Below are 21,752 nucleotides of genomic sequence, written 5' to 3'. Positions count from 1 at the left end.
TTAATTAAAAAAACATAGGCTATTGCAATTAATTGCAATAGCCTATGCTCTTTAAATGAATTAAATATTAATAAATATATACTATGTATTAATCTCTAGCCATTCCACCACAAAATGGGCAAGGAATAGCATTATTATTATTTAATGCTTGTTGTTCTACAAATAAAGGTTTACTACACTTTTCACAATTGATTTCAACATATTCATCTTCTAATCCGTTTAAATCATCAAATGTTACTTCTTCAAATAGTTCATCTTGTATATCTGTTAAATCATTATCTATATACTCTATATTTTCTTCTAAATATTCTTGTCTTGAATTTAAATCCTCAACCTTTGAAGATAAATCTAGTAATATATCACTTAAAGAATTAAATATATCTGCATATTTTTCATCTTTTATATCATTTATCTTATTTTTCACTTGATCTATTTTAGTATATATTTCTCTCATACTTTCACTTCCTTTGAAGAAATTATTATATATATGATTATACCCTTATTTTCTAATCTTTAAAAGAGAAACTAGGAACACACTTATATAAGCTTCAATAACTAAATCAAAGATTTAGATTCAATATATGAAACACACTACTCACATCCGCTCGTAGGTGTAAGCTCGAATAACTAAATCAAAGATTTAGATTCAATATATGAAACACACTACTCACATCCGCTCGTAGGTGTAAGCTCGAATAACTAAATCAAAGATTTAGATTCTCGCTTAAAAAAACAAATGCTAAGTTTAAAAACCTAGCATTTACTTTAAGATTAAACTCTTTCCATGTATTCCCCAGTTCTAGTGTCAACTCTTATAGTATCACCTTCGTTAACAAACATAGGTACGTTAACAACTGCTCCTGTTTCTAATGTAGCTGGTTTCATAGCGTTTGTAGCTGTGTTACCTTTTACTCCTGGGTCAGCTTGAGTTATTAATAATTCAACAAAGTTTGGTGCTTCAACTGAGAATGCATCACCTTTGTAGAATTTAATTACTGCAAACATGTTTTCTTTGATGAACTTTATAGCATCTTCAACTTTTTCATAGTTTAGTGGAATTTGCTCATAAGTTTCTTGATCCATGAAGTAGTATAATTCTCCATCAGAATATAAATATTGCATTTCTTTTCTTTCAATTACTGCTTCTTGTAATTTTGTAGTTGGGTTAAAAGTTGTATCTGTAACCCCACCTGAAATAACGTTTCTAAGTTTAGTTCTAACGAAAGCAGCCCCTTTACCAGGTTTAACGTGTAAGAAGTCTATTACTGTATACACTTGTCCGTCATACTCAAAAGTTGTACCTTTTCTTAAATCACCTGCTGATATCATAAAAAAATTCCCTCCAAATCACTTGAATTCATAGTTATTATGACCTATATTTTTAATAAATAATCATAATACGCTTTGTCGTTTAATGACACAACAAAAACATTCTATCAAAATTACTAAAGAAATGCAATTATTTCGTTAAGAACATCAAAATTTTTAATAATTTTATCTATATAACTCCAATATTACAGTTAAAATATTATCTTTTCCACTAATATCATAATTATATATTTCAAATTTTTCCAATTTATTGATTATTTCTTTTATTTTTTTGTTATTGCCATTTAGCATTATTTTAACATACCACTTTTCTCCTAAATCTTCAACTTCTAATATTTCAATATTTTTATCTATATTTATGTCATTACTTATTTCATTAAATGTTAATTTTGTTGGCACAGCATAGTTTACTTCTTTAACATCTTGAATACTATTTTCTATTTTAAAATAATAAAGCATAATTATAACTTGAATAATAGTTATAATTACTAATATAGGTTGTTTATATTGGCTTAAACTTACTTTAACACTACTCATATACTACCTTCACTACCTTTTTATCATCATAATTAGTAACCTTTTTTACTTGAACTCCTAAATCTTCTAGTTTTTTAATATCTTTATTTTTTTCATATGTTATTTCAGCAACATCATTTATAATCTTAAAGTCAATACTATCTTCATCATATAAATTTATCCACTTAAATATTTCTTCCTTTTCAATATACGTCTGTTTAGGTTCAGGAATATACTCATTATCATCTGTTTTTTTAGATATACTCTCTATATTAAACAATAATAAAATTATATTTAATAATAATAATATTTTATATCCTCTTCTATTTTCTTCACTTTCTTTAAGTTGCTTTTTTTCAACAAACTCTTTAGGAATAAAATCTTTATACTTTAAATATTTTTTCATTTATTATTTCTCCTATTTCAAGGGATATAATATGTACTTTATATTTTATTTCCTCTGGAATTATATTTTCATCTTCTTTACTTATTATCACAACTGATCCCTCTTCTAAATCATTTACTTCATTACTTAAAATAAAATCATTTTTATTTTTCAAAAAACTTTTTACAATAAAATTTTCTTTTATATATAATAAATATATAATTTCTCTTAGCTCCATAATTATAATGTAATCTCTTAATTTTTTTATTTTACTTTCTACTATAGTCTTTATATAAAATTGAATTGGTCTTACCCTAACAACCTTGGCTTCATTGATGATATTTTTAACCTTTTTCCCATTTCCCATTGAGTATAAATATAATTTTTTTCTTTTTTTATCGTGTTCATAATGAATCATAATATCATTTTCATCACCATATTCTTCTCTTACTATTTTTCCAACAATATCTTCCTTAGCTTTTTTTATATTTTCAAACTCTTTAATTAATATATTTTCTTCAAATATAAATAAATTAATTTCCTTTTTAACAACACTTTTTATTGCAATTTCATCATATAGTTTATTTTTAAATATAAAATCATCTTTAGTAGAAACTATAACATCTTTCATATATTCTCTCCTTCCTATACCATATAAAATATCTTATATAATTTAGGTCTAAAAATAACTTCTACCGCTTCTTCACCCTCATCAATAAACACCACATCAATTTCTCTTATGCTTTCCGTTTTACCCTGTAATACTTCCTTTAAATATAATTTACCTTCATATATAACAAACCTTAAATTTTCATTTTTACTAAAAATATGTTCGTAATTTATATTTAAATCATCTTTATATAAACTAATAAAACTAAATATTTCTTCATCATTTTTAATTAAATCCTCTACTTCCTTTAGTAAATCATACTCAGATTCATTTAAATAAAATATATCCTCTTTTATCTCATAAAGATCAGTTTTACTTAAATTAGCTATTATACTCTTGGAGTTGTAAACTATTAATACAATTAGAATATTCAATAGTATCAATACTTCTAACATTACTACCCCTTGTTTTTTCTTCATATACACCTTCCTCTCACTTTAGATTCTTTATTTTCTATATAGTAGTAAACTAAATTTTTCTTTCTCTTAACTTGGAAACTCTTAACCTTATCTAATATGGCATTATCTCCAACTGTCACCGTATCTTCATCGTAACTTAAAGTCCTAATCATCAATTTTTCATTCTTTAAATAAATTATTTTTACCTTTACTTTTTCATTTATATCCTTGAAAGTAACAACTATATTATTAGATTTAATATCATTAGTTAATTTATCTGTAAATGCTTTGTTTTCATCTATAGAAATAATTCCATTACTATTGCATATAGCATCTATATTTAATAATGCATTATCAAATTTATCCTCGCTATAACATCTATCAATATTAATAAAATAGTCTCCTATAGTTTCATAAGAAAGTGTTATTGTTACACCTCCAAGTAAGAGTACTATAGCTAAAACTATAATTACCTCTATTAAGGTATATCCCTCTTTACGCTTACTCATAATAATCCATCCACCTATATTTAAAAAAACTTCTCTCTAAACTTTCATCCTTAGAAATTAAGTTAAGTTTTATCTCAATCTTTATTTTATTTTTATCTTCTGTAGGAGTTGCTTTAATTACTATATCATTACCTTTTTGCATTTCTTCTAAATCATAACTTGATAAATCTACTAAAAACTCATCATAATTCTCTAATTCCAGATTGCCTGTATTAGTTAAATATAATATCTCTTCTAATGTGGTATTATATTTTATTTCTTGCATTATACAGTAAATTATCCTATTGGATTCTTCTATTTCTTCACGCCTAAATGAGCTTTTTATATTTTCACCTATTAATAATGCAACTACTAAAAACATAGATAAAATAATATTAACTCCAACTATAGTCTCTATAAAAATACTTCCTTTTTTTCTCACTTTTATATTTTATTCTCCTTCATAAATATTAACTGTATCTACTCCAGTTGAAATAGTTACTCTATATACTTTTCCTTCTTTATCTATGATTCTTATAGTATCGGATTTTAGTATATGACCTATTTTGCTTACGTCAAAACTATTATTACTAGTAAATTTAAATCCCTCTTCTAGTAATATAGTTTTTATTATTTTGCTTTTTTCTGATGTATCTTTAAATGTTATTTTTCCTTCATTGCTATTAATTTCAATTACTCCATAACTATCATAATGTCTACAATAATATTTACTATAACTAAGTAAATTACTTATTTCATTCATAATGCTTTTTCCCTTAACTCTTCCTATTACTTCTCTATAAGATTTTGATATATTTAATGTTGGTAACATTAATATTGCAATTATTGCTAAAACAATTATAAGTTCTATTAATGTATATCCTCTTTTCATTTTTAACACCTCATATTAATACCATATCTAAAAGTGGCATTATAAATTTAATAATAAAAGTTACAATTATCACTCCTATAAACAATATTAGAAAAGGCTGTATCATCTTAGTTAATTTATTTATTTTTACAGTTAAACTTTTGAAAACCTCTTCCTCTAACAACTGAAGCCTCTTATCTAATGAACCACTTTCTTCACCAAGCTTTATATGTGCCAATGTGTACTTAGAAAACATTTCTGTTTCACTCATTGATTGTGATAACATTCTTCCTGCTGTAATATCATTATTTATCTTTTTAATATTTTTATTTATAGTTTTCCCAAGCTCACTTTCACAACAATATTGCAACCCTATTGCTATATTAATTCCACTATTAATTACTACAGACATTAAAACTATAGCTATATATTCATTAATTAGGTTATATATAGGTATTTTTTCAACCAACATATCTAAATACTGCCTTAAAAAGTTTTTAATAATAAAATAAGGAAGTATTACAAATATAATAGTTAATTGTATAATTACTATTATAGGATTATTAAAAAGTCTTTGTTTAAATATTATTATATTGGAATATGCTAAAGGGATATCTTTTCCCATAGCTGAATAAATATTACTCATATTTGGTATAAAAAAGCATATAACGAAAATTCCCAAAAGAACTAATGCACCTAGTAAAATCATAGGATATGTTAATGCACCTATAATAGATTTTTTAACATAATATAATTTGCTATAAAATGTTTCTAATCCCATTAATACATAAACTATTTTTCCAGTTCTCTCTCCTATATCTACCATAGAGTTAAAAAAACTTGGAATAAGTGCACCACCCCTTTTAAATCCCTCACTTAAACTTCCTCCCTCTTTAATGATTCCTTCCATTTCCTTTAACATCACTTTATATTCTTTCTTTAGTGGTAGTTCATCAATTAAATTTAATATATTTAGTAAAGAAATTCCTTCATCATATAATTTTCCTATATTTCCTGCAATAAGAGCCAAATCTCTATAACTAGCTTTCTTCTTCATAGCTGCAATCAATCCCCTCCATTTCTATGAAGTTTTCATAATCTTCTATAGATATATCTCCATTTTTTAATAAGTCATTTAAATTTTCTATCATTTCAATATTTGATAATATATCTGTATTGTTATAAATATTTTTAATATCATTTTTCATTTTATTATCAATTACATGTATAGCTGCTACTAATGCTCTTCCAGAATATCCAGTATAATTACATTCCATACATCCACATCTTTTAAAAACCTCTCTCTTTTCCTTATCTATAATTTTCTCTCCTATTTTACTTTTACATTTATTGCATAATAATCTAATAAGCCTCTGAGATATTATGCCAACAAGAGAATCTCTTATTAAATATTTTTCCACCCCCATATCTTCTAGTCTGAAATATACTTCTCTTGGATCTCGAGTATGAATAGTAGAATAAACCTTATGCCCTGTTAAAGCTGCTCTTACTGCCATTTCCGCTGTTTCTTCATCCCTAATTTCTCCTAACATGACTATATCAGGATCTTGTCTTAGCAAACTTCTAAGCCCCTCTGCAAAACCAATATTCAGTGTTTTATTTAAGTTCATTTGATTTATTCCAGGTATTACTGCCTCAATTGGATCCTCCAAACTAGATATATTTACTTCATCTTTATTTAGTTCTTGTAACATACAATAAAGAGTTGTGGATTTACCTGAACCTGTTGGTCCATTTACAATTGTTAATCCAGTATTAACTTTCATAATATATTTTAATTTCTTCTTCTGATTATGAGTTAAATTTAACTTGTCTATAGAATAGTTAAATACATTTCCATATAAAATTCTTATAACTGCCTTTTCTCCATATACAATGGGTATTATAGATATTCGTAGATCATAATCCTTTTCACTATACCTAAACGTTATTTTTCCATCTTGTGGTTTTCTTTTTTCTGTTATATCTAAATTTGAACTTATTTTCATTTTCGATAAAATAGCTATATACTCCTTATTCTCAAATATAAACATACTTCTTAATAATCCATCAATTCTAAATCTAACTTAATATAGAATCTTTATATGGTTCAAAATGTATATCAGATGCCTTTAAATTTATAGCTTCCTTAAAAACCTCATAATCAGCATCTTTTCTATTTCCTAGATATACGATTTTAAGTAAGTACTCAAACTCCTCTTCACTTACCATTACTACTTCAACATTTTTTCTAAATATAAACTCAAATTCATCCACTATAGCTTTCTTGTTATTACTTGCATAAATATAAACTTCTGTCCTACTTTCTTTAAATGGAAATGATCTTATCTTTTTTGCTTTTTGTTCATTTATCTTTCTTACCACTGAAATGTCTATACTCTTGATTAATTCACTTCTTACCATTTCTAAATCACCCTTAATAAAACTCTCCATTCCGCTTGGTTTTATACTATTTTCTTTTAAATCATTGTGTTTTTGTAATTTTTAACAATATAAAATCTTTTTATAAAAAAAAAGAACTTAGAAATTCTTCTAAATTCTTTTTAATTAATATTTATAAAATTACAGTTTGTTATATCATCACTAACTAAAACTACACTTCCATCAGAATATTTATATACATGCTCTGATTGTCCATTTGAGTTACTTCCTACAAATAATATTTCTCCAGCTTCATTAACTGATAATCCTTTTTCTGCATAAAGCACACTTGGAAAATCAAATAATAATCTTCTTACTACTCCATTATTCAGTTCATAAATAGAATAGTTATTATTTTTTACTCGTCCTAATAAGTATAGCTTATTATTAACAGACTTTATATCATTAATATCTATAACTTCTCTTGAAATTTCAGTTACCTCTCCATTTACATTAATGATATTAAGAACTGTATCTTCTCCGTAATGCTCTTCTACTAAAGCTAATCCATCATCTATATGTTTTAAAAACTTTACATATCCATTACTTATTTTGTAAAGATTCTCTTCCTTTTTTGTTTTTACATCATAAGTAAAAATACCACTAGTTTTTCCTTCAGTATCAACTCCATAATAAGCTAACTTAGTGTCTGTTATCCAATCAATAAACTGACCTGAAATTACAGCCTTATTTTCTAAAAGTATTTCTTTTTCACTTTTTAAATCCATAACTGCTGGCTCTAAATACTCATCATTTATAAAATAAAATACATAATTTCCTTCTGGTGAAATGTTTAAATTTGCTATTTTATTATGCTCTATCTTTATATCTTTAGAATTGTAATTTACATAAAAACTATTATCTTTATAAAATGTATATGTATTAGATTCTATATTAAAGTTAGTTATTACCCTATCTTTCGTATCTATTTCTTCATATGTATTTTCTGAATTAAAATTAAAAGTTTCATAACTGGTGCTTTCATCTACAAAAGCACCTTTATTTAAGTTTATTTTACTTACTTCTTCTATGCTTTCATTATTGCAACCTAGAAAAAATACAGTAGTAATCATAAGCTGAATTATAATCATTAATCTTCTAAATTTTCTTTTTGCCATTTACTTTTTTCCTCTTTATTAATACGCTTTACCACTACAAATAAACTCTGCATCTCCAATCATATAAATAGAAGTTCCCTCTAACTCTATTCTTAATTGACCACCTGGAACTCTAACATTGACTTTGTCTTTAGTTAAATTTAATTTATTGCATATTACAACAGATGCTGAACATCCTGTTCCACATGAATAAGTTGCTCCAGCACCTCTTTCCCATGTCTTAACTAAAATATTTTCATCATCAATTATTTTAACAAAATTAACATTTGTACCTTCTTCAAAAAGCTCATATTTTTCTATATATTTACCTTCTGTAACATCATAGTTTTCATCATCTACAAAAATAACTGTATGTGGCACACCCACTAATATAGACGAAACTCTATAATTTTTGCCATTAACAACTATATCTTCATCTATTAATTTATCTTTATTTTTTAATGGTATCAATGAACCATCAAAAGATATTTCTCCCATATATACTTTTACTGTTTCAACTTTTCTATCACTATTTATCTTTAACTCTAACTCTTTTACTCCATCTCCAGTTTCAACAGTAATTATCTCTTTATTTATAATATCATTTTCAAAAACATATTTTCCAAAACATCTAATGGCATTTCCACACATATTTGCAGCTGAACCATCACTATTTACTATTACCATTTTCACATCTGCTATGTCTGATTTTCTAACTAAAACTATTCCATCAGCTCCAATACCAAATCTTCTATGACAAAGCTTTTTGGCTAAATTACTTTCTTGTCCAATATATTTATTGTCTAAATCTAATAAAAAAATAAAATCATTTCCTGTACCATGCATTTTTATAAATTCCATAACTTTCTCCTCCATTTTACAACCGTTTTACTAATACATAAATTAATGATATACTTACTTTAATTAATACTAAAGAAAGGATGACATTTATGGCAATAGACGGTATCTACTTATATAGTTTAGTGCAAGATTTAAAAAAATCAATATTAAATTCTAAAATTGATAAAATAAATCAACCTGAAAAGGATGAAATAATAATAACATTAAGAAAAGAACGAAAAAACTTAAAACTTTTAATATCTGCATCACCAAAATATCCAAGATTTAACTTAACTTCAGTTGTTAAGTCTAATCCTCTTCAAGCACCTATGTTTACTATGGTTCTTAGAAAATATTTAATTGGCGGTAAAATTATAGATATTGTTCAACAAGAAGGAGATAGAATAGTTAAATTCTTAATTGAAGCTTCTGATGAACTAGGTTTTAATAGTGTTTATACTTTAATCGTTGAAGTAATGGGAAGGCACAGTAATATTACTCTTGTTAGAGAAAGAGATAATAAAATAATGGAATGTATAAAACACATAGCGCCTTCTATGAATAGTTATAGAGTTTTATATCCTGGGATAACTTATAAATATCCTCCAGAATCAACAAAGATTAATCCGTTCTCTTTTAATGATACCACTTTACAGGAGTTTGTGAATAAAAATTCAGTAATTTTTAACAAAAATTTCTTTGTTTCTTGTTTTACCGGCATAAGTAAACCATTATCAGAGCATTTATTCATTGAATATACTAAACAATACACAGATTTTTCTGCAAACAACATTTGTACTTTTATTAATAAATTTTTAAATACTCTTTTAGATAATGAAACATTTAAAATTTATAAAGATATAAATGGCGACTATGTAGACTTTTATGTTACACCACTAGTTCAATTAGAAGAAGAGTTTTCTTCTGAAGTATTAGAAGATATTCATGAGTTAATGGATAAATATTATTTAGAAAAGGATAAACAAGAACGTATTAAAGGTCGTTCTGTAAACTTGCAAAAACTTGTTACCACAAATATAGATAGATGTATTAAAAAAGAAAATAAATTAAATGCTCTTCTAAAAAAATGTGAAGATAAAGATGACTTTAAAATTAAAGGTGATTTATTAACATCATATATATATAGTATAAAAAAAGGTGATAAAGACTTTACTACAGTTAACTTCTTTAGTGAAGATGGCGAAGAAATTACAATACCTTTAGATGAAAATAGAACACCATCTGAAAATGTGCAAAGCTATTATAAAAAATATAATAAACTAAAAAAATCTGAAGAGTCAGCCATAGAACAACTTGAGAAAAATCATGAGGAATTACAATATCTATATTCTGTATTAACTAATATAGAGAATTGTGAAAGTTATACAGAAATTGATGACATAAAAGAAGAGTTAATTTCTACAGGATATGTAAGAAAAAGAAAAGCTAATGGAAAGAATTCAAAAAAATCTAAAGCTTCAAAGCCATTACACTATATTTCATCAGATGGTATAGATATTTTTGTTGGTAAGAATAATATTCAAAATGATTATCTTTCTTTAAAGTTTGCAAATAAAAACTTTATGTGGCTTCATACAAAGAATATACCCGGTTCACATGTTATCATCTGCTCAAATGATGTTCCAGACAACACATTAGTGGAAGGAGCTACTTTAGCCGCACATTATAGTAAAGCTAAGGACTCTTCAAAAGTTCCAGTTGATTATACTTTAGTTAAAAATCTAAAAAAACCAAACGGAGCAAATCCAGGAATGGTTATCTACCATACTAACTATACAATGTATGTAGAGCCTTCTGAACTTAACAATTTAAATATCGAGAAAAAATAATATAAAAAGAGGTGAAATTGCTTTGTAATTTCACCTCTTTTAACCACTAACTCCTAATTACTAACCAATTTAAATGTGATTAACAACCATATCTCCATGATTCTTTATTTTCTCATTATCAAAATATTGATAATAATAACATTTTAACTTACCATTATATAATTTTCTATTTTTAGTAGCCTTTCTTCCAAATGGTGTTTCAAAGCCTTCATATGAAGTTAAAATATTAAAATCCCAAGTATCAAGCTTTCTCTTATTCATTCCTAAATACTTGTAAAGTTCTTCAACCTCTTTCTTTTCTCCTAATCTTTCTCCATATGGAGGATTAGTTATAATAAAGGCATTTTTCTCACTGCTTGAGAATTGTTTAAAGTCTCTCTTTTGGAATTCAATATATTTAGCAACTCCAGCTTTTTGAGAGTTACTTCTTGCAATTTTAAGCATTCGTCCATCTATATCATAACCTATAAGCTTTATATCCTTATTCTTTATAGATCTTTCTGCTCCTTCTTTAACTTGCTCATAAATATCTGAACCTATAGTTGGCCATGTTTCTGATACAAAGTTTCTGAAAAGCCCCGGAGCTATATTTTGCATTATCATAGCTGCTTCTATTAATATAGTCCCTGATCCACAGAAAGGATCAACTAAAGTATAATCTTCTTTCCATCTAGAAATTAAAACTAAAGCAGCTGCTAAAGTTTCTTTTAATGGTGCTATACCGGCTTCTTCTCTATATCCTCTTTTATGTAATCCTACACCACTAGTATCAATAGATAATGTTACTACATCCTTTAATATTGATACTTCAATTTTATAAACTGGACCATCTTCACTAAAGTGAGTTACTCCATAATCTTCGCTCATGCTTGTTACTATTGCTTTTTTAACAATTGATTGGCAATCTGGTACACTGAAAAGAGTTGATTTAACAGATTTACCTACTACATGCATCACTCCATCCTGTGGAATAATTTCACTCCATTTAACTTTTTTAGTTCCTTGGAAAAGCTCTTCAAAACTTCTTGCTTCAAATTCTGCCATCTTTATAAATACTCTATCTGCTGTTCTTAAATGTACATTAGCAATGGCAATATCCATTTCATCACCTTCAAAATGTACTTTACCATTTTCAACTTTTAGATCTTCATATCCTAATGCTTTAAGTTCTTTGGCTGTAATTCCTTCTAATCCAAAAGTAGTTGTTGCTACTAAATTATATTCCATTGTTTATTGTCTCCTTTTATGATTCGTATATCTTAACTGAATCATTTCCGTCTATTTCCTTTATTTCTACTGCTACTATTTCTGTCTTTGATGTTGGTATATTTTTACCAACATAATCCGCTCTAATCGGTAGTTCTTTATGTCCTCTATCAATAAGAACTGCAAGTTGAATTGATAATGGTCTTCCTCCATCTATAACAGCTTCAATAGCTGCTCTAACTGTTCTACAAGTAAATAATACATCATCTACTAGTATAACCTTTTTACCTTTTACCTCAGCTCCTAAATCAACAGAATTTAATTTAGGACTTTCCTTAATTTCTGTAATGTCATCTCTATAAAGGCTTATATCAACATATCCAACTTCAACAGAAACACCTTCTATTTTCTCAATATTTTCAGCTATTCTCTTAGCTAATGGATATCCTCTTCTCTTTATTCCTATTAATACTATATCTTCTACACCTTTGTTTTTTTCAATAATTTCATGAGAAATTCTAATTAAACTTCTTCTAATTGCATTATCATCTAATAAGTTAGCTTTTAACTTCATAAACATAAACTCCTTACATTTTTCTTAATTTTTCTAGTAACTCTTTGAAGTAATTAGGTAATTCAGATGTAAACTCCATATATTCCTTAGTTCTAGGATGTATAAAACCTAAAGTCTTAGCATGAAGTGCTTGCCCTTCTATGTTAAACTTCTGTCTTTTATAGCCATAAACTAAATCACCAACTAAAGGATGACCTATAGAGGCCATATGCACCCTAATTTGATGTGTTCTTCCCGTTTCTAAAGTACATTTAACAAGTGATACGCCCTTATCATACTGTTCTAATACTTCATAATGTGTTACCGCTCTTTTTCCATCTGAGTTAATTGCCATCTTTATTCTTTCTTTTTTATCTCTACTAATAGGCTTATCAACAGTACCACTTACTTTACTAAACTTACCTTCTACTAAGGCATAATATTCTCTCTTTATTGAATGTTCTTTAAATTGAGCTGCTAAATCATTATGTGCTTCATCATTTTTTGCAATAACTAGGATTCCAGAAGTATCTTTATCTATTCTATGTACAATTCCTGGTCTTATAACACCATTAATTCCTGATAAATCACTACAATGATGTAATATGCCATTCACTAAAGTTCCAGTATAATTTCCTGGAGCAGGATGAACCACTATCCCTTTTTCCTTATTAACAACTAATACATCTTCATCCTCATAAACAATATCTAAATGCATTTCTTCTGCAGAAACATTAAGCTCAATTGGCTCTGGAAATTCTACTTCAATAAAGTCACCTTTTTTAAGCTTATAATTACTCTTAATTACTTTACTATTAGCTTTAACCTTTTTTTCATCTATTAACCCTTGGACAAATGACCTTGATTTACCTTCTATCATTGTAGATAAGTATTTATCTATTCTTTGCCCTTCTTCTTCACTGTTAATATTAAAACTTAAATTTTCCATATATTTTACTCCGTTTATTTATATTCTTATAGTGACATTCTAAACTTTAATTTATCTAATCAAATTCCACTGAAACTTCAAACTTTAATTAACTAAATCTATGATTTAGTTAATTAAAGTTATGCTTTGTATACTTATTATATATTCTAGAAGAATCAGTTTCTTTTGACATTATAATATATAAATAAATGATTCTCAATAGTAGTATTCTTAAAAGCAAATAAATTAACTAAAGGAGACCAAAATTTCGGTCTCCTATATGTATTAGTTATTTGAATAGAATTTTTTTACAGCATCTATATCATCGTTTAGGTCTTCAACCTTAAACTCTTCCTTTTCTCCTGCATTATAAATCTCTGCTTCTTTTTCATGTAATTCATATTGTTCCACAGGTTGTGCTACATTATAATTTTTTGTTAAATCTTTTTCTAACTCATCAAAAGTCTGAAGCTGAGTATTCATAAACCCTCTAAACTTAGCCCTAAATTTTATAAACTCTTCCTTCACTCTTTCATATTCATCATTTATAGCTACAACATCTCCATGGGCTTTATCTAATATTCTTTGAGCAGTTTCATTAGCATTACCAATAATTAATTCTGCTTGCTTTTCTGAGCTTTCCTTAGTTTGATCAGCAGCATTTTGTGCTAATAATAAAGTATTTTGTATAGTTGCTTCTAGTTTTTCATAATGCTCAAGCTTTTCATTTACTCTGCTTAAGCTTTCCTTTAATCTAGCATTCTCTTTATAAACCTCTTCAAAGCTTTCAACAACTTCATCTAGGAATTCATCTACTTCTTCAACAGAATACCCTCTTATTCCCTTTTTAAATTCCTTATTGTTTATATCTATAGGAGCTAATTTCATTCCATCCACCTCTTCTATATAAATTTGTTCATTTTAACTTTATATCTTCCACTTTTTGTATTCCCAACAATTTCCCCTATTATAAATTTTCCTACCCCAGAAATCGTTATTCTTTGGCCATCTTTTATTTCTTTACTTTTATCTATAGATTTAGAATAATCTATTAGTACTTTACCACTATCAATAATCTCGACAGCTTTTCCCCTAGATATATTAGCTAATTTAGCAACTATATTATCTAATCTAAGTGAAGGAACTATTATCATACCTTCTAAAAAGTTGCTCTTCGGCAAATTATCTTCCTGTATCTCTTGTATTGATACAGGTGCTCTACCTACACTCCTTAGTTCATATAAAATATAGTCTGCTACTTCTTCATATATAGGAACTATTGCATAATCATCAATTACTCGTAAATCTCCAAGTTTTTCTCTTTCTATTCCTAAGGCCATAATAGCACCCAAATAATCTTTATGTGAAAGATTACTAAATTTAGACTTATTGGTAATCTTAATAATTCTATATGGAAAAGGAGTAGAATAAATATTATTAAATGCTAATATTCTTCTATCGCATTCTTCAAAAGCCCCCTTTGCCTCTACTAAAAAATTATTCGCATTAAAGTTCTTAGTAAAATAAATCCAAATATTAGGCTTGCAAAAAAACTTAGTGAACGTTGGTATACCTTTATTATAAGCTAGGCTCATACATTGATAAACTTTTATAACATCTTCAGTATCTTCTTTTAAAAAATTTTTTAAAACATCTTCTTTTGATAACATTTTATAATAATATACCACTAATAAAATTTAATACTATGATAGCTAATAGTGGTGCAAAGTCTATCATCATATTTCCAAACAGTTTTTCTTGTAGCATTCTAAATGGTGTCAAAATTGGATTATTAAAAGATACTAAAATTTTATAAAAACTACTTTCTCTGATATCAGGTACGTAAGAAAGTATTACTTCTGCTAAAATACTTATGTCTAATAAAGTAAATAATAAATATAAAAAACTACTTATGATTCCTATTGGAATCACCTCCTATTTATTCCAATTAAATAGTGCTTTTGAACTTATTTCACTTCTTAACTCATTGCTAACTTCCACATTAGATGGTGAAAGTAAATATACTCTTTGCTCAACTTCTTGAAGCTGTGCTCCTAATACACAACATGCTCCACTAATAAAATCTACTAATCTTTGAGCTGTTTTTGTTTCCATTGCAGTTGTATTAACCACAACTATTTTTCTATTTTTTATAGCATCTGAAATTTCTCTTGCTTCATCATATGATCCTGGTTTAACAACCATAACTTTAGCACATGCTGAATTATGAATATTAACCACTTTATTACCTCTTTGCTTCGAAATTATAGGTTCCACTTCTTCAACCTCTTCTTCTTCTTCAACTTCTTCTAAATCTTCGAAATCCTCATCATCATATTCTCCAAGACCTATTATTTCTTTAAACTTCCCAAACATATTACTCATTTTATTACATCCTCCTATTTTTCTCTTAATCCAAATATACCGGAACCAATTCTAACTAAATTAGCACCTTCTTGAATTGCAATTTTATAATCATTTGTCATTCCCATAGATAAAATCTCCATAGATATATTTTTAAACTCTCTTTCCTTTAATTTATCAAAGATTTGTTTCGTTCTGCTAAAATAATATCTATTTTCTTCCTCATTACCCTTAGGTATTATAACCATAATTCCTTTAGCCTTTACGTGCTTACACTTTTCAACAGCTGAAATCATATCCTCTAATTCTTCCTCATATATTCCGCTTTTACTTTCTTCTTTACCTATATTTATTTGAATAAGTACACTAGCACATAAATTGTTTTTACCAAATTCATTCTCTATCTTCTCTAATAGTTTTATACTAGATAAAGAATGTATTAAGTACACATTATTCACTAAATACTTAACTTTATTAGTTTGAAGTTTACCTATAAAATGCCATCTTATATCATTTGGCAACATCTCTTTCTTAGAGATTAGCTCTTGAACCTTATTCTCTCCAAAGTCTCTTTGTCCAATATTATATGAATCAATTATCATTTCTACTGGCTTAGTCTTAGATACGGCTACTAAAGTAACATCATTAGGTATATCTTTTAAAATTTCCATTGTTTTTTCTGCAACACTAATATTGATCCCCCCCTTTGAAAGAGTTAATTGTCTACATAAGATTATTATTCTTCAAAAGTATAAAATTCCCTTCTACCCTCCCTTTTAATTATAACATTTTTCTAGAAATTTTTTAATACTTTTTTTAATTTAATTATCTGCTCTCTCCATAAATTTTGGTTCTATTGATTTCTTTGCTTCTGGTAATATAATTTCATCAAACTTTTCTATAGTTATATTTAACTTTCTAATTATTAATCGATTTATATAACTACCTTCTGTTAATAATGAAGCTTCCAATTGATCTGGATCTCCTATAGCATAAAATTTAAAGGGACTACCCTCCATCTCATTTGCATTTTCCTCAAACCTTATAAATGCCCATGCGCATACAAGCCCTGTAGTGTTTAAAATTCTATAATTATTAATAGCTATTCCTTCTGCTCCTGCAGTTCTTAAATCATTAAGAACCATTGCTGCATCTGCTGAATGTAGCGTTCTTCTATCTACTTCTAATTGATCATCTTTATTTACATCATATTCTCCATCATAAATAGTTAAAATTATACCAGGCCCCTTAATTTCAACTATACCTGCAAGATCTGCATAAGAAGATAATTGTTCTTTCATATGTTCAATTACCCTTTCATTATTTTCATCATTATCTTCATCATTAATATCAAGGCTTGAAATCTTTTTAGATAATTCATAGTTATCATCACTTAATGCAGTTATCTCATCGTACAACTTATTTCTCTCTTCTATAGCATCCCTATATTCAATTGAATTCAAATTAAGAAAACCAGTAGTTTCATTTATACCTATATTAGTTACAATTAAAAATCCAAGTAATATTGTGGCAATTAAAATAAAAAACTTATTTCTATAGTTTTTCACCTAATCACCCCTTTGCCTATTATTATATTTTCCCAATAAAATTCTTCTAATTGATCCAAAGTTATCAAATATTCTTCCACCAAATACAATTACAGCTGCAATATATATAGGGATTCCTAATTTATCCCCTAGATAAGCAAGAGCGGCTGCCAGTAATGCATTCCCAAAAAAACCTGATATAAATATATCTGGCTTAAATTTTTTGTTAAGTGTTGCTCTAAATGCACCAAATGCAGAATCCAAACATGCCAGTATTGCCACAGACATATAAGGAGAAAATTTTTCCGGTATATTTACATCAAATATTAATCCTAAAAGTACTCCTAATAATAAACCAATAAATGCTATCACAACTCTTCCTCCTTTATTGAACTGGCTTTATATATTCATATCTTAATGATTGTGTTGTTTTAACTATTGTTATATCATCTATTTGCTTAACATCACTACTATAGCTTTTTAAAGCACCGTAATCTAATACTCCTGGAAAGTTTACTGCAAGATTTAACTTATTTTTATCTCCTATTGCTTTTATAACAATCTCACTATTAGGATCTACTCTTCCTGCTGATCCAATAGAAATTGAACTTCCGGCCATTTTTATTCCTGTTTGTGGCGTAATTCTCATCTCATTTATTGAAATTGCTTCTGCACCAGCATACCATAAAGAGTTTATTAAGTTTATAATTTCTTCTTCACTTACGGTATTTACAGTTTGAGTTCCATTTGTCCCAAAAACTGAATTCTTAAGTGCTAATGTTATTACAACCCCAGGACCTTTAACATCTAAAAGCCCTATTTGCATTCTTACATTATCAAGTTGCTTTTTTATTTCTCCTTCAATTTCCCCTTCTCTTGCTGCTGCATCTTCAAGTTGTTTTAATTCTTCAGATAATATTTCATTATTTTTTTGAAGATCTTCTTTTTCTTTTTTTAAAATCTCTATTTCTGATAATATATCTGCACTATCATAATCTATATCCCCACTATTTGCTACACTTAATTGTTTAAATTGATATGTTAATAAAAATCCTAAAAATGCACATACTATCGCTACAACTAATTGAGATAATACTTTTTTCATATTCCGCCTCCTATTCAATTGGTTCTACATCTACTTCTGGTTCCTCTTCTGTTGTATCATTATCTTCTATTAGTTCTTCTTCTATTATACCTTCTTCTTCCCCACTAGATTCTTCTTTTACTTCTTCAATCTTTACTACAGGAGATCCATTAAAACTAACATTTATATATCCTTTTGCAATGTTTATATTATCATCCAACATAATTCTATATACATTTTCCATTTTATTATATAAGTCACTATCATCACCAAAGAATATCTCTACATTACCAATATAACCAATAATATTAACTATATTGCTTATATCTAAACTTGAAAGATATATAGACTCTCTATTTTTAGAAATAAAGGGATAAAAATTTGATAAAATACTTTTATATGAATTAAACTCATCAACTCTATTTTCATCATCTTTAGCACTAATATCAATTCCCTTAACCTCAACTAAATTTCTTCCATCAATATTATCTACTTCCTCTAATACTTGTAAATCATTATTGATAATTAATAATTCAACGCCATTATCAATATAATATACAGGAGCTTCCTCTGTAATATTAATTTCTAATGTATTTATACCTTTTCTTTTAATCTCAACAGTGCTTACGTATCTATTTTTTAAAATCTCCTCTTTTATCTGTTTTTGATTTACTGTAAATATATTTAATCCTATTCTATCACTAATTCCACTTAAAAGAACTTCATCTGCAATTGTAACATTTCCTTTTAAAGCAATAGATTTAATATTAAATATTGGAGCTTTTGTAATAAAAATAAACCCTCCCACAGCAACAACTATTGTCATTAATATTAATTTTTTTATTAATTTTTTTCTTTTTTTCGCTTTTATAAACTTTTTTACATCTTTCATTAGTTACCTTATTCCTTTTTAATTTCTATCTTTTACTATAATTTTACCATAAAACTTGTAATTTTTTATAATTATTTTACATTATTCTTTTTATATTGTACACAAAAATTAAGAGCTTCCTATAAAAGAAGCTCTTAAAACTTTTTAAACTATTTTCTTTTCAACTTGCCTTGATATATTTAATAATATTCCCATTGCCGTCAAATTTATTACAAGGGAGGTTCCACCATAACTAATAAATGGCATAGGTACTCCAGTAACCGGCATAGATCCAGTAACAACAGCTATATTAATAATGGCTTGAACTGCTATGATAGATGTAATACCCATAGCTAAAAGTTTACCATAGGTATCTTTAGCATTCATAGCCACCCTAACACCTCTCCATATAAATATTAAGAATAGACTTATAATAACCAAACATCCAATTAACCCTACTTCTTCTCCTATTATAGAAAAGATAAAATCATTGTGAGGTTCAGGCATATATAAGGTCTTTTGTCTTGATTGCCCCAGACCTAGTCCTGTAAGTCCACCTGAGCCTAGTGCTAAGAAAGATTGTATTAACTGATATCCAGCATCAGCTGCATCTTTCCATGGATCTATAAAGTTTAACATTCTTTCTCTTCTATAGTCAGAACTAAAAATAAAGAATATTGCTAAGCTCAGCATTGCTGGCATAATTATTCCAAACAAATGCTTAATTTTACCTCCTGCTACAAAAAGCATTATAAAGGTAACTATCATAATAATAGAAGCTATACTCATATTATGTTCTGCTAAAATAAGAGCTGCAAAGAAACCTGATACACATAAATATGGTACTAACCCATGCCAAAAATCTTTAACCTTATCGCCTTTAATATCTATACTAAGGGCTAAAAACATTACAACTGCATACTTTGTTAATTCTGACGGTTGAAAAGATAATGGACCTAATGAAATCCATCTTTTTGCACCATTAATTGCTGGAAAGAAAAATACAGCAATTAATAGTGGTATTGTTAATAAAAGTAATTTCGGTGTTATCTTCTTCAACTTATGATAATCTATAGACATCATTACAGTCATTGATATTACACCTATTATTGCCCAAATCAATTGTCTTTTAAAGAAATACATACTATCATTATTATGAAACATAGCATAAAAAGAACTTGTTGAGTATACCATAACAACTCCTATTGATAATAGTATACATAAGGTATAAAATATACCGTAATCAATTTGCCCCATTTCTTTTTTTTCTTTGGGCTTATAAAAACTCATAGACATTCCTCCAATTTAATTACTAAATTGCAAAAAACCCTATTATACATAAAACTACTGTTATTATTGAAAATACTGTAACTACTTTTACTTCATTCCATCCACATTGTTCAAAATGATGATGGATTGGAGCCATTTTAAATACTCTTTTTCCAGTTAATTTAAAGGAAGTAACTTGTATTATTACTGATAAAGCTTCTACAACATAAATTCCTCCAACTATTACTATTAATAGAGGATAACCACTTATTATTGCTATTGTAGTAATAGCTCCACCAATTGCTAAAGATCCTGTGTCTCCCATAAACACTTTTGCAGGATATGCATTGAATTTTAAGAAACCAATTAAACCTGCTATTAATGCAACTGAAAATATAGTTAATGAGTAATCTTTAATTATAAATGTTAAAACTCCAAAAAATGTTAAAACTAAAACTGATACTGTTGATGCTAATCCATCTAATCCATCTGTTAAATTAACAGCATTTGTCATAGCTGCATAAACAAATATAACAAATGGAACATATAACACACCTAAAGGAAGCTTAAAGCTAGTAAATGGTATTACAATATCATGTGGTAAATTAACATAGCTATAGTAACCAAAAGCTCCTGAAACAATTAATAATAGAAGCATTTTTTGCCATGCTTTTAATCCTTCACTTTGCTTTTTTAATATCTTTAAAAGATCATCTAAAAATCCAATAAATCCAAATGCAATAAGTGAATATAGTGCTACCATTCCTTTTTCACTAAAACTATCACTCATAACAAACATTACTATTGTTGTTGAAAGAATAAACATTACTCCTCCCATTGTAGGAGTACCTGCTTTCTTTAAGTGACTTTTAGGACCTTCTTCTCTAATGTTTTGACCAAACTTTAATCTTCTTAAAAGTGGTATTGTAATTGGGCCAAGTATTAAAGCTATAATAACCCCTATTACAAAAGTTAATATTAATATTTTTGTTATCTCTCCTGGTAATATGTTCATAGTACTATCCCCCATCTTTTACTGCTATA

At 27.2% G+C, this 21,752-nt stretch carries 29 protein-coding genes; 1 reads left to right on the top strand and 28 read right to left on the bottom strand.

The genetic code is table 11. The features are described 5' to 3' along the window. Positions 1-88 precede the first annotated feature (88 nt). The 14 genes from I2E98_RS05985 to dapF all read right to left on the bottom strand — a co-directional run bounded on the left by I2E98_RS05985 (position 89) and on the right by dapF (position 9,057). On the bottom strand, positions 89-454 hold the full coding sequence (locus I2E98_RS05985) for a CD1247 N-terminal domain-containing protein (protein ID WP_195468057.1): 366 nt from the start codon (positions 452-454) through the stop codon (positions 89-91). A 317-nt stretch (positions 455-771) separates the two neighbouring features. After that, entirely contained in the window at positions 772-1,329 is a 558-nt protein-coding gene (gene efp, locus I2E98_RS05980; protein WP_133016754.1) for an elongation factor P, read from the bottom strand. 165 nt (positions 1,330-1,494) lie between these two features. After that, positions 1,495-1,866 (bottom strand): hypothetical protein, encoded by a 372-nt coding sequence (locus I2E98_RS05975; protein WP_195468056.1) that lies wholly within the window; start codon positions 1,864-1,866, stop codon positions 1,495-1,497. Next, positions 1,859-2,251: a hypothetical protein gene (locus I2E98_RS05970; RefSeq protein ID WP_195468055.1), complete on the bottom strand. Its 393-nt coding sequence runs from the start codon at positions 2,249-2,251 to the stop codon at positions 1,859-1,861. Before I2E98_RS05970 ends, I2E98_RS05975 begins: the two co-directional genes overlap by 8 nt. Further along, complete coding sequence (locus I2E98_RS05965; RefSeq protein WP_195468054.1) at positions 2,229-2,861, bottom strand: hypothetical protein; 633 nt, start codon at positions 2,859-2,861, stop codon at positions 2,229-2,231. Before I2E98_RS05965 ends, I2E98_RS05970 begins: the two co-directional genes overlap by 23 nt. 14 nt (positions 2,862-2,875) lie before the next feature. Further along, a complete protein-coding gene (locus I2E98_RS05960; protein WP_195468053.1) occupies positions 2,876-3,319 on the bottom strand; it encodes a hypothetical protein in 444 nt (147 codons plus the stop codon). After that, positions 3,316-3,807: a type II secretion system protein gene (locus I2E98_RS05955; protein WP_195468052.1), complete on the bottom strand. Its 492-nt coding sequence runs from the start codon at positions 3,805-3,807 to the stop codon at positions 3,316-3,318. The genes I2E98_RS05960 and I2E98_RS05955 overlap by 4 nt, the downstream gene beginning before the upstream one ends. Then, a complete protein-coding gene (locus tag I2E98_RS05950; RefSeq protein WP_195468051.1) occupies positions 3,800-4,228 on the bottom strand; it encodes a hypothetical protein in 429 nt (142 codons plus the stop codon). Before I2E98_RS05950 ends, I2E98_RS05955 begins: the two co-directional genes overlap by 8 nt. A gap of 9 nt (positions 4,229-4,237) precedes the next feature. Continuing rightward, on the bottom strand, positions 4,238-4,678 hold the full coding sequence (locus I2E98_RS05945; RefSeq protein ID WP_195468050.1) for a prepilin-type N-terminal cleavage/methylation domain-containing protein: 441 nt from the start codon (positions 4,676-4,678) through the stop codon (positions 4,238-4,240). Positions 4,679-4,688: 10 nt separating this feature from the next. Further along, positions 4,689-5,714, bottom strand: coding sequence for a type II secretion system F family protein (locus I2E98_RS05940; RefSeq protein ID WP_195468049.1), 1,026 nt, complete (start codon positions 5,712-5,714; stop codon positions 4,689-4,691). Next, entirely contained in the window at positions 5,698-6,711 is a 1,014-nt protein-coding gene (locus I2E98_RS05935; protein ID WP_243250973.1) for a GspE/PulE family protein, read from the bottom strand. Before I2E98_RS05935 ends, I2E98_RS05940 begins: the two co-directional genes overlap by 17 nt. Before the next feature lie 28 nt (positions 6,712-6,739). After that, positions 6,740-7,081 (bottom strand): hypothetical protein, encoded by a 342-nt coding sequence (locus tag I2E98_RS15985; protein ID WP_243250970.1) that lies wholly within the window; start codon positions 7,079-7,081, stop codon positions 6,740-6,742. A gap of 140 nt (positions 7,082-7,221) precedes the next feature. Continuing rightward, a complete protein-coding gene (locus tag I2E98_RS05930; RefSeq protein ID WP_195468048.1) occupies positions 7,222-8,217 on the bottom strand; it encodes a hypothetical protein in 996 nt (331 codons plus the stop codon). Positions 8,218-8,235: 18 nt separating this feature from the next. Further along, entirely contained in the window at positions 8,236-9,057 is an 822-nt protein-coding gene (dapF, locus tag I2E98_RS05925) for a diaminopimelate epimerase (protein ID WP_195468047.1), read from the bottom strand. Positions 9,058-9,146: 89 nt separating this feature from the next. On the opposite strand from dapF, the gene I2E98_RS05920 reads away from it, so the two are divergent. After that, positions 9,147-10,886, top strand: coding sequence for an NFACT RNA binding domain-containing protein (locus I2E98_RS05920; RefSeq protein WP_195468046.1), 1,740 nt, complete (start codon positions 9,147-9,149; stop codon positions 10,884-10,886). A gap of 69 nt (positions 10,887-10,955) precedes the next feature. Here I2E98_RS05920 and I2E98_RS05915 read toward each other — a convergent pair whose 3' ends face one another. The 14 genes from I2E98_RS05915 to mraY form a co-directional block, all read right to left on the bottom strand. Then, the gene (locus I2E98_RS05915) at positions 10,956-12,113 is read right to left on the bottom strand and encodes a class I SAM-dependent RNA methyltransferase (RefSeq protein WP_195468045.1); all 1,158 of its coding nucleotides are present in this window, start codon (positions 12,111-12,113) and stop codon (positions 10,956-10,958) included. Between the two features lie 16 nt (positions 12,114-12,129). Then, a complete protein-coding gene (gene pyrR / locus I2E98_RS05910; protein ID WP_195468044.1) occupies positions 12,130-12,666 on the bottom strand; it encodes a bifunctional pyr operon transcriptional regulator/uracil phosphoribosyltransferase PyrR in 537 nt (178 codons plus the stop codon). A gap of 13 nt (positions 12,667-12,679) precedes the next feature. Beyond that, a complete protein-coding gene (locus tag I2E98_RS05905; RefSeq protein ID WP_195468043.1) occupies positions 12,680-13,594 on the bottom strand; it encodes an RluA family pseudouridine synthase in 915 nt (304 codons plus the stop codon). Between the two features lie 264 nt (positions 13,595-13,858). Beyond that, complete coding sequence (locus tag I2E98_RS05900) at positions 13,859-14,461, bottom strand: DivIVA domain-containing protein (RefSeq protein WP_195468042.1); 603 nt, start codon at positions 14,459-14,461, stop codon at positions 13,859-13,861. 14 nt (positions 14,462-14,475) lie between these two features. Beyond that, the gene (locus I2E98_RS05895; protein WP_195468041.1) at positions 14,476-15,243 is read right to left on the bottom strand and encodes a YlmH/Sll1252 family protein; all 768 of its coding nucleotides are present in this window, start codon (positions 15,241-15,243) and stop codon (positions 14,476-14,478) included. A 1-nt stretch (position 15,244) separates the two neighbouring features. Next, entirely contained in the window at positions 15,245-15,505 is a 261-nt protein-coding gene (locus I2E98_RS15980) for a YggT family protein (protein ID WP_195468040.1), read from the bottom strand. A gap of 3 nt (positions 15,506-15,508) precedes the next feature. Further along, positions 15,509-15,958, bottom strand: a complete 450-nt coding sequence (gene sepF, locus I2E98_RS05885; RefSeq protein ID WP_195468039.1) for a cell division protein SepF — start codon at positions 15,956-15,958, stop codon at positions 15,509-15,511. A 14-nt stretch (positions 15,959-15,972) separates the two neighbouring features. Further along, the gene (locus I2E98_RS05880) at positions 15,973-16,608 is read right to left on the bottom strand and encodes a YggS family pyridoxal phosphate-dependent enzyme (protein WP_195468038.1); all 636 of its coding nucleotides are present in this window, start codon (positions 16,606-16,608) and stop codon (positions 15,973-15,975) included. 150 nt (positions 16,609-16,758) lie between these two features. Continuing rightward, positions 16,759-17,505: a DUF881 domain-containing protein gene (locus I2E98_RS16305; RefSeq protein ID WP_195468037.1), complete on the bottom strand. Its 747-nt coding sequence runs from the start codon at positions 17,503-17,505 to the stop codon at positions 16,759-16,761. Beyond that, positions 17,506-17,856, bottom strand: a complete 351-nt coding sequence (locus I2E98_RS05870; RefSeq protein WP_195468036.1) for a small basic family protein — start codon at positions 17,854-17,856, stop codon at positions 17,506-17,508. A gap of 13 nt (positions 17,857-17,869) precedes the next feature. Beyond that, positions 17,870-18,589 carry a DUF881 domain-containing protein gene (locus tag I2E98_RS05865; RefSeq protein ID WP_195468035.1) on the bottom strand — a complete coding sequence of 240 codons (720 nt, stop codon included), beginning with the start codon at positions 18,587-18,589 and terminating at the stop codon, positions 17,870-17,872. A 10-nt stretch (positions 18,590-18,599) separates the two neighbouring features. Then, complete coding sequence (locus I2E98_RS05860) at positions 18,600-19,460, bottom strand: FtsQ-type POTRA domain-containing protein (protein ID WP_195468034.1); 861 nt, start codon at positions 19,458-19,460, stop codon at positions 18,600-18,602. 144 nt (positions 19,461-19,604) lie between these two features. Next, on the bottom strand, positions 19,605-20,729 hold the full coding sequence (spoVE, locus tag I2E98_RS05855; protein WP_195468033.1) for a stage V sporulation protein E: 1,125 nt from the start codon (positions 20,727-20,729) through the stop codon (positions 19,605-19,607). 22 nt (positions 20,730-20,751) lie between these two features. After that, positions 20,752-21,738 carry a phospho-N-acetylmuramoyl-pentapeptide-transferase gene (gene mraY, locus I2E98_RS05850; protein WP_195468032.1) on the bottom strand — a complete coding sequence of 329 codons (987 nt, stop codon included), beginning with the start codon at positions 21,736-21,738 and terminating at the stop codon, positions 20,752-20,754. Between the last annotated feature and the right edge of the window lie 14 nt (positions 21,739-21,752).

The sequence above is a fragment of the Clostridium sp. D43t1_170807_H7 genome (assembly GCF_015555905.1).
Classification (GTDB): Bacteria; Bacillota; Clostridia; order Clostridiales; family Clostridiaceae; genus Clostridium.
This window is presented reverse-complemented; position numbering and strand designations above follow the sequence as displayed.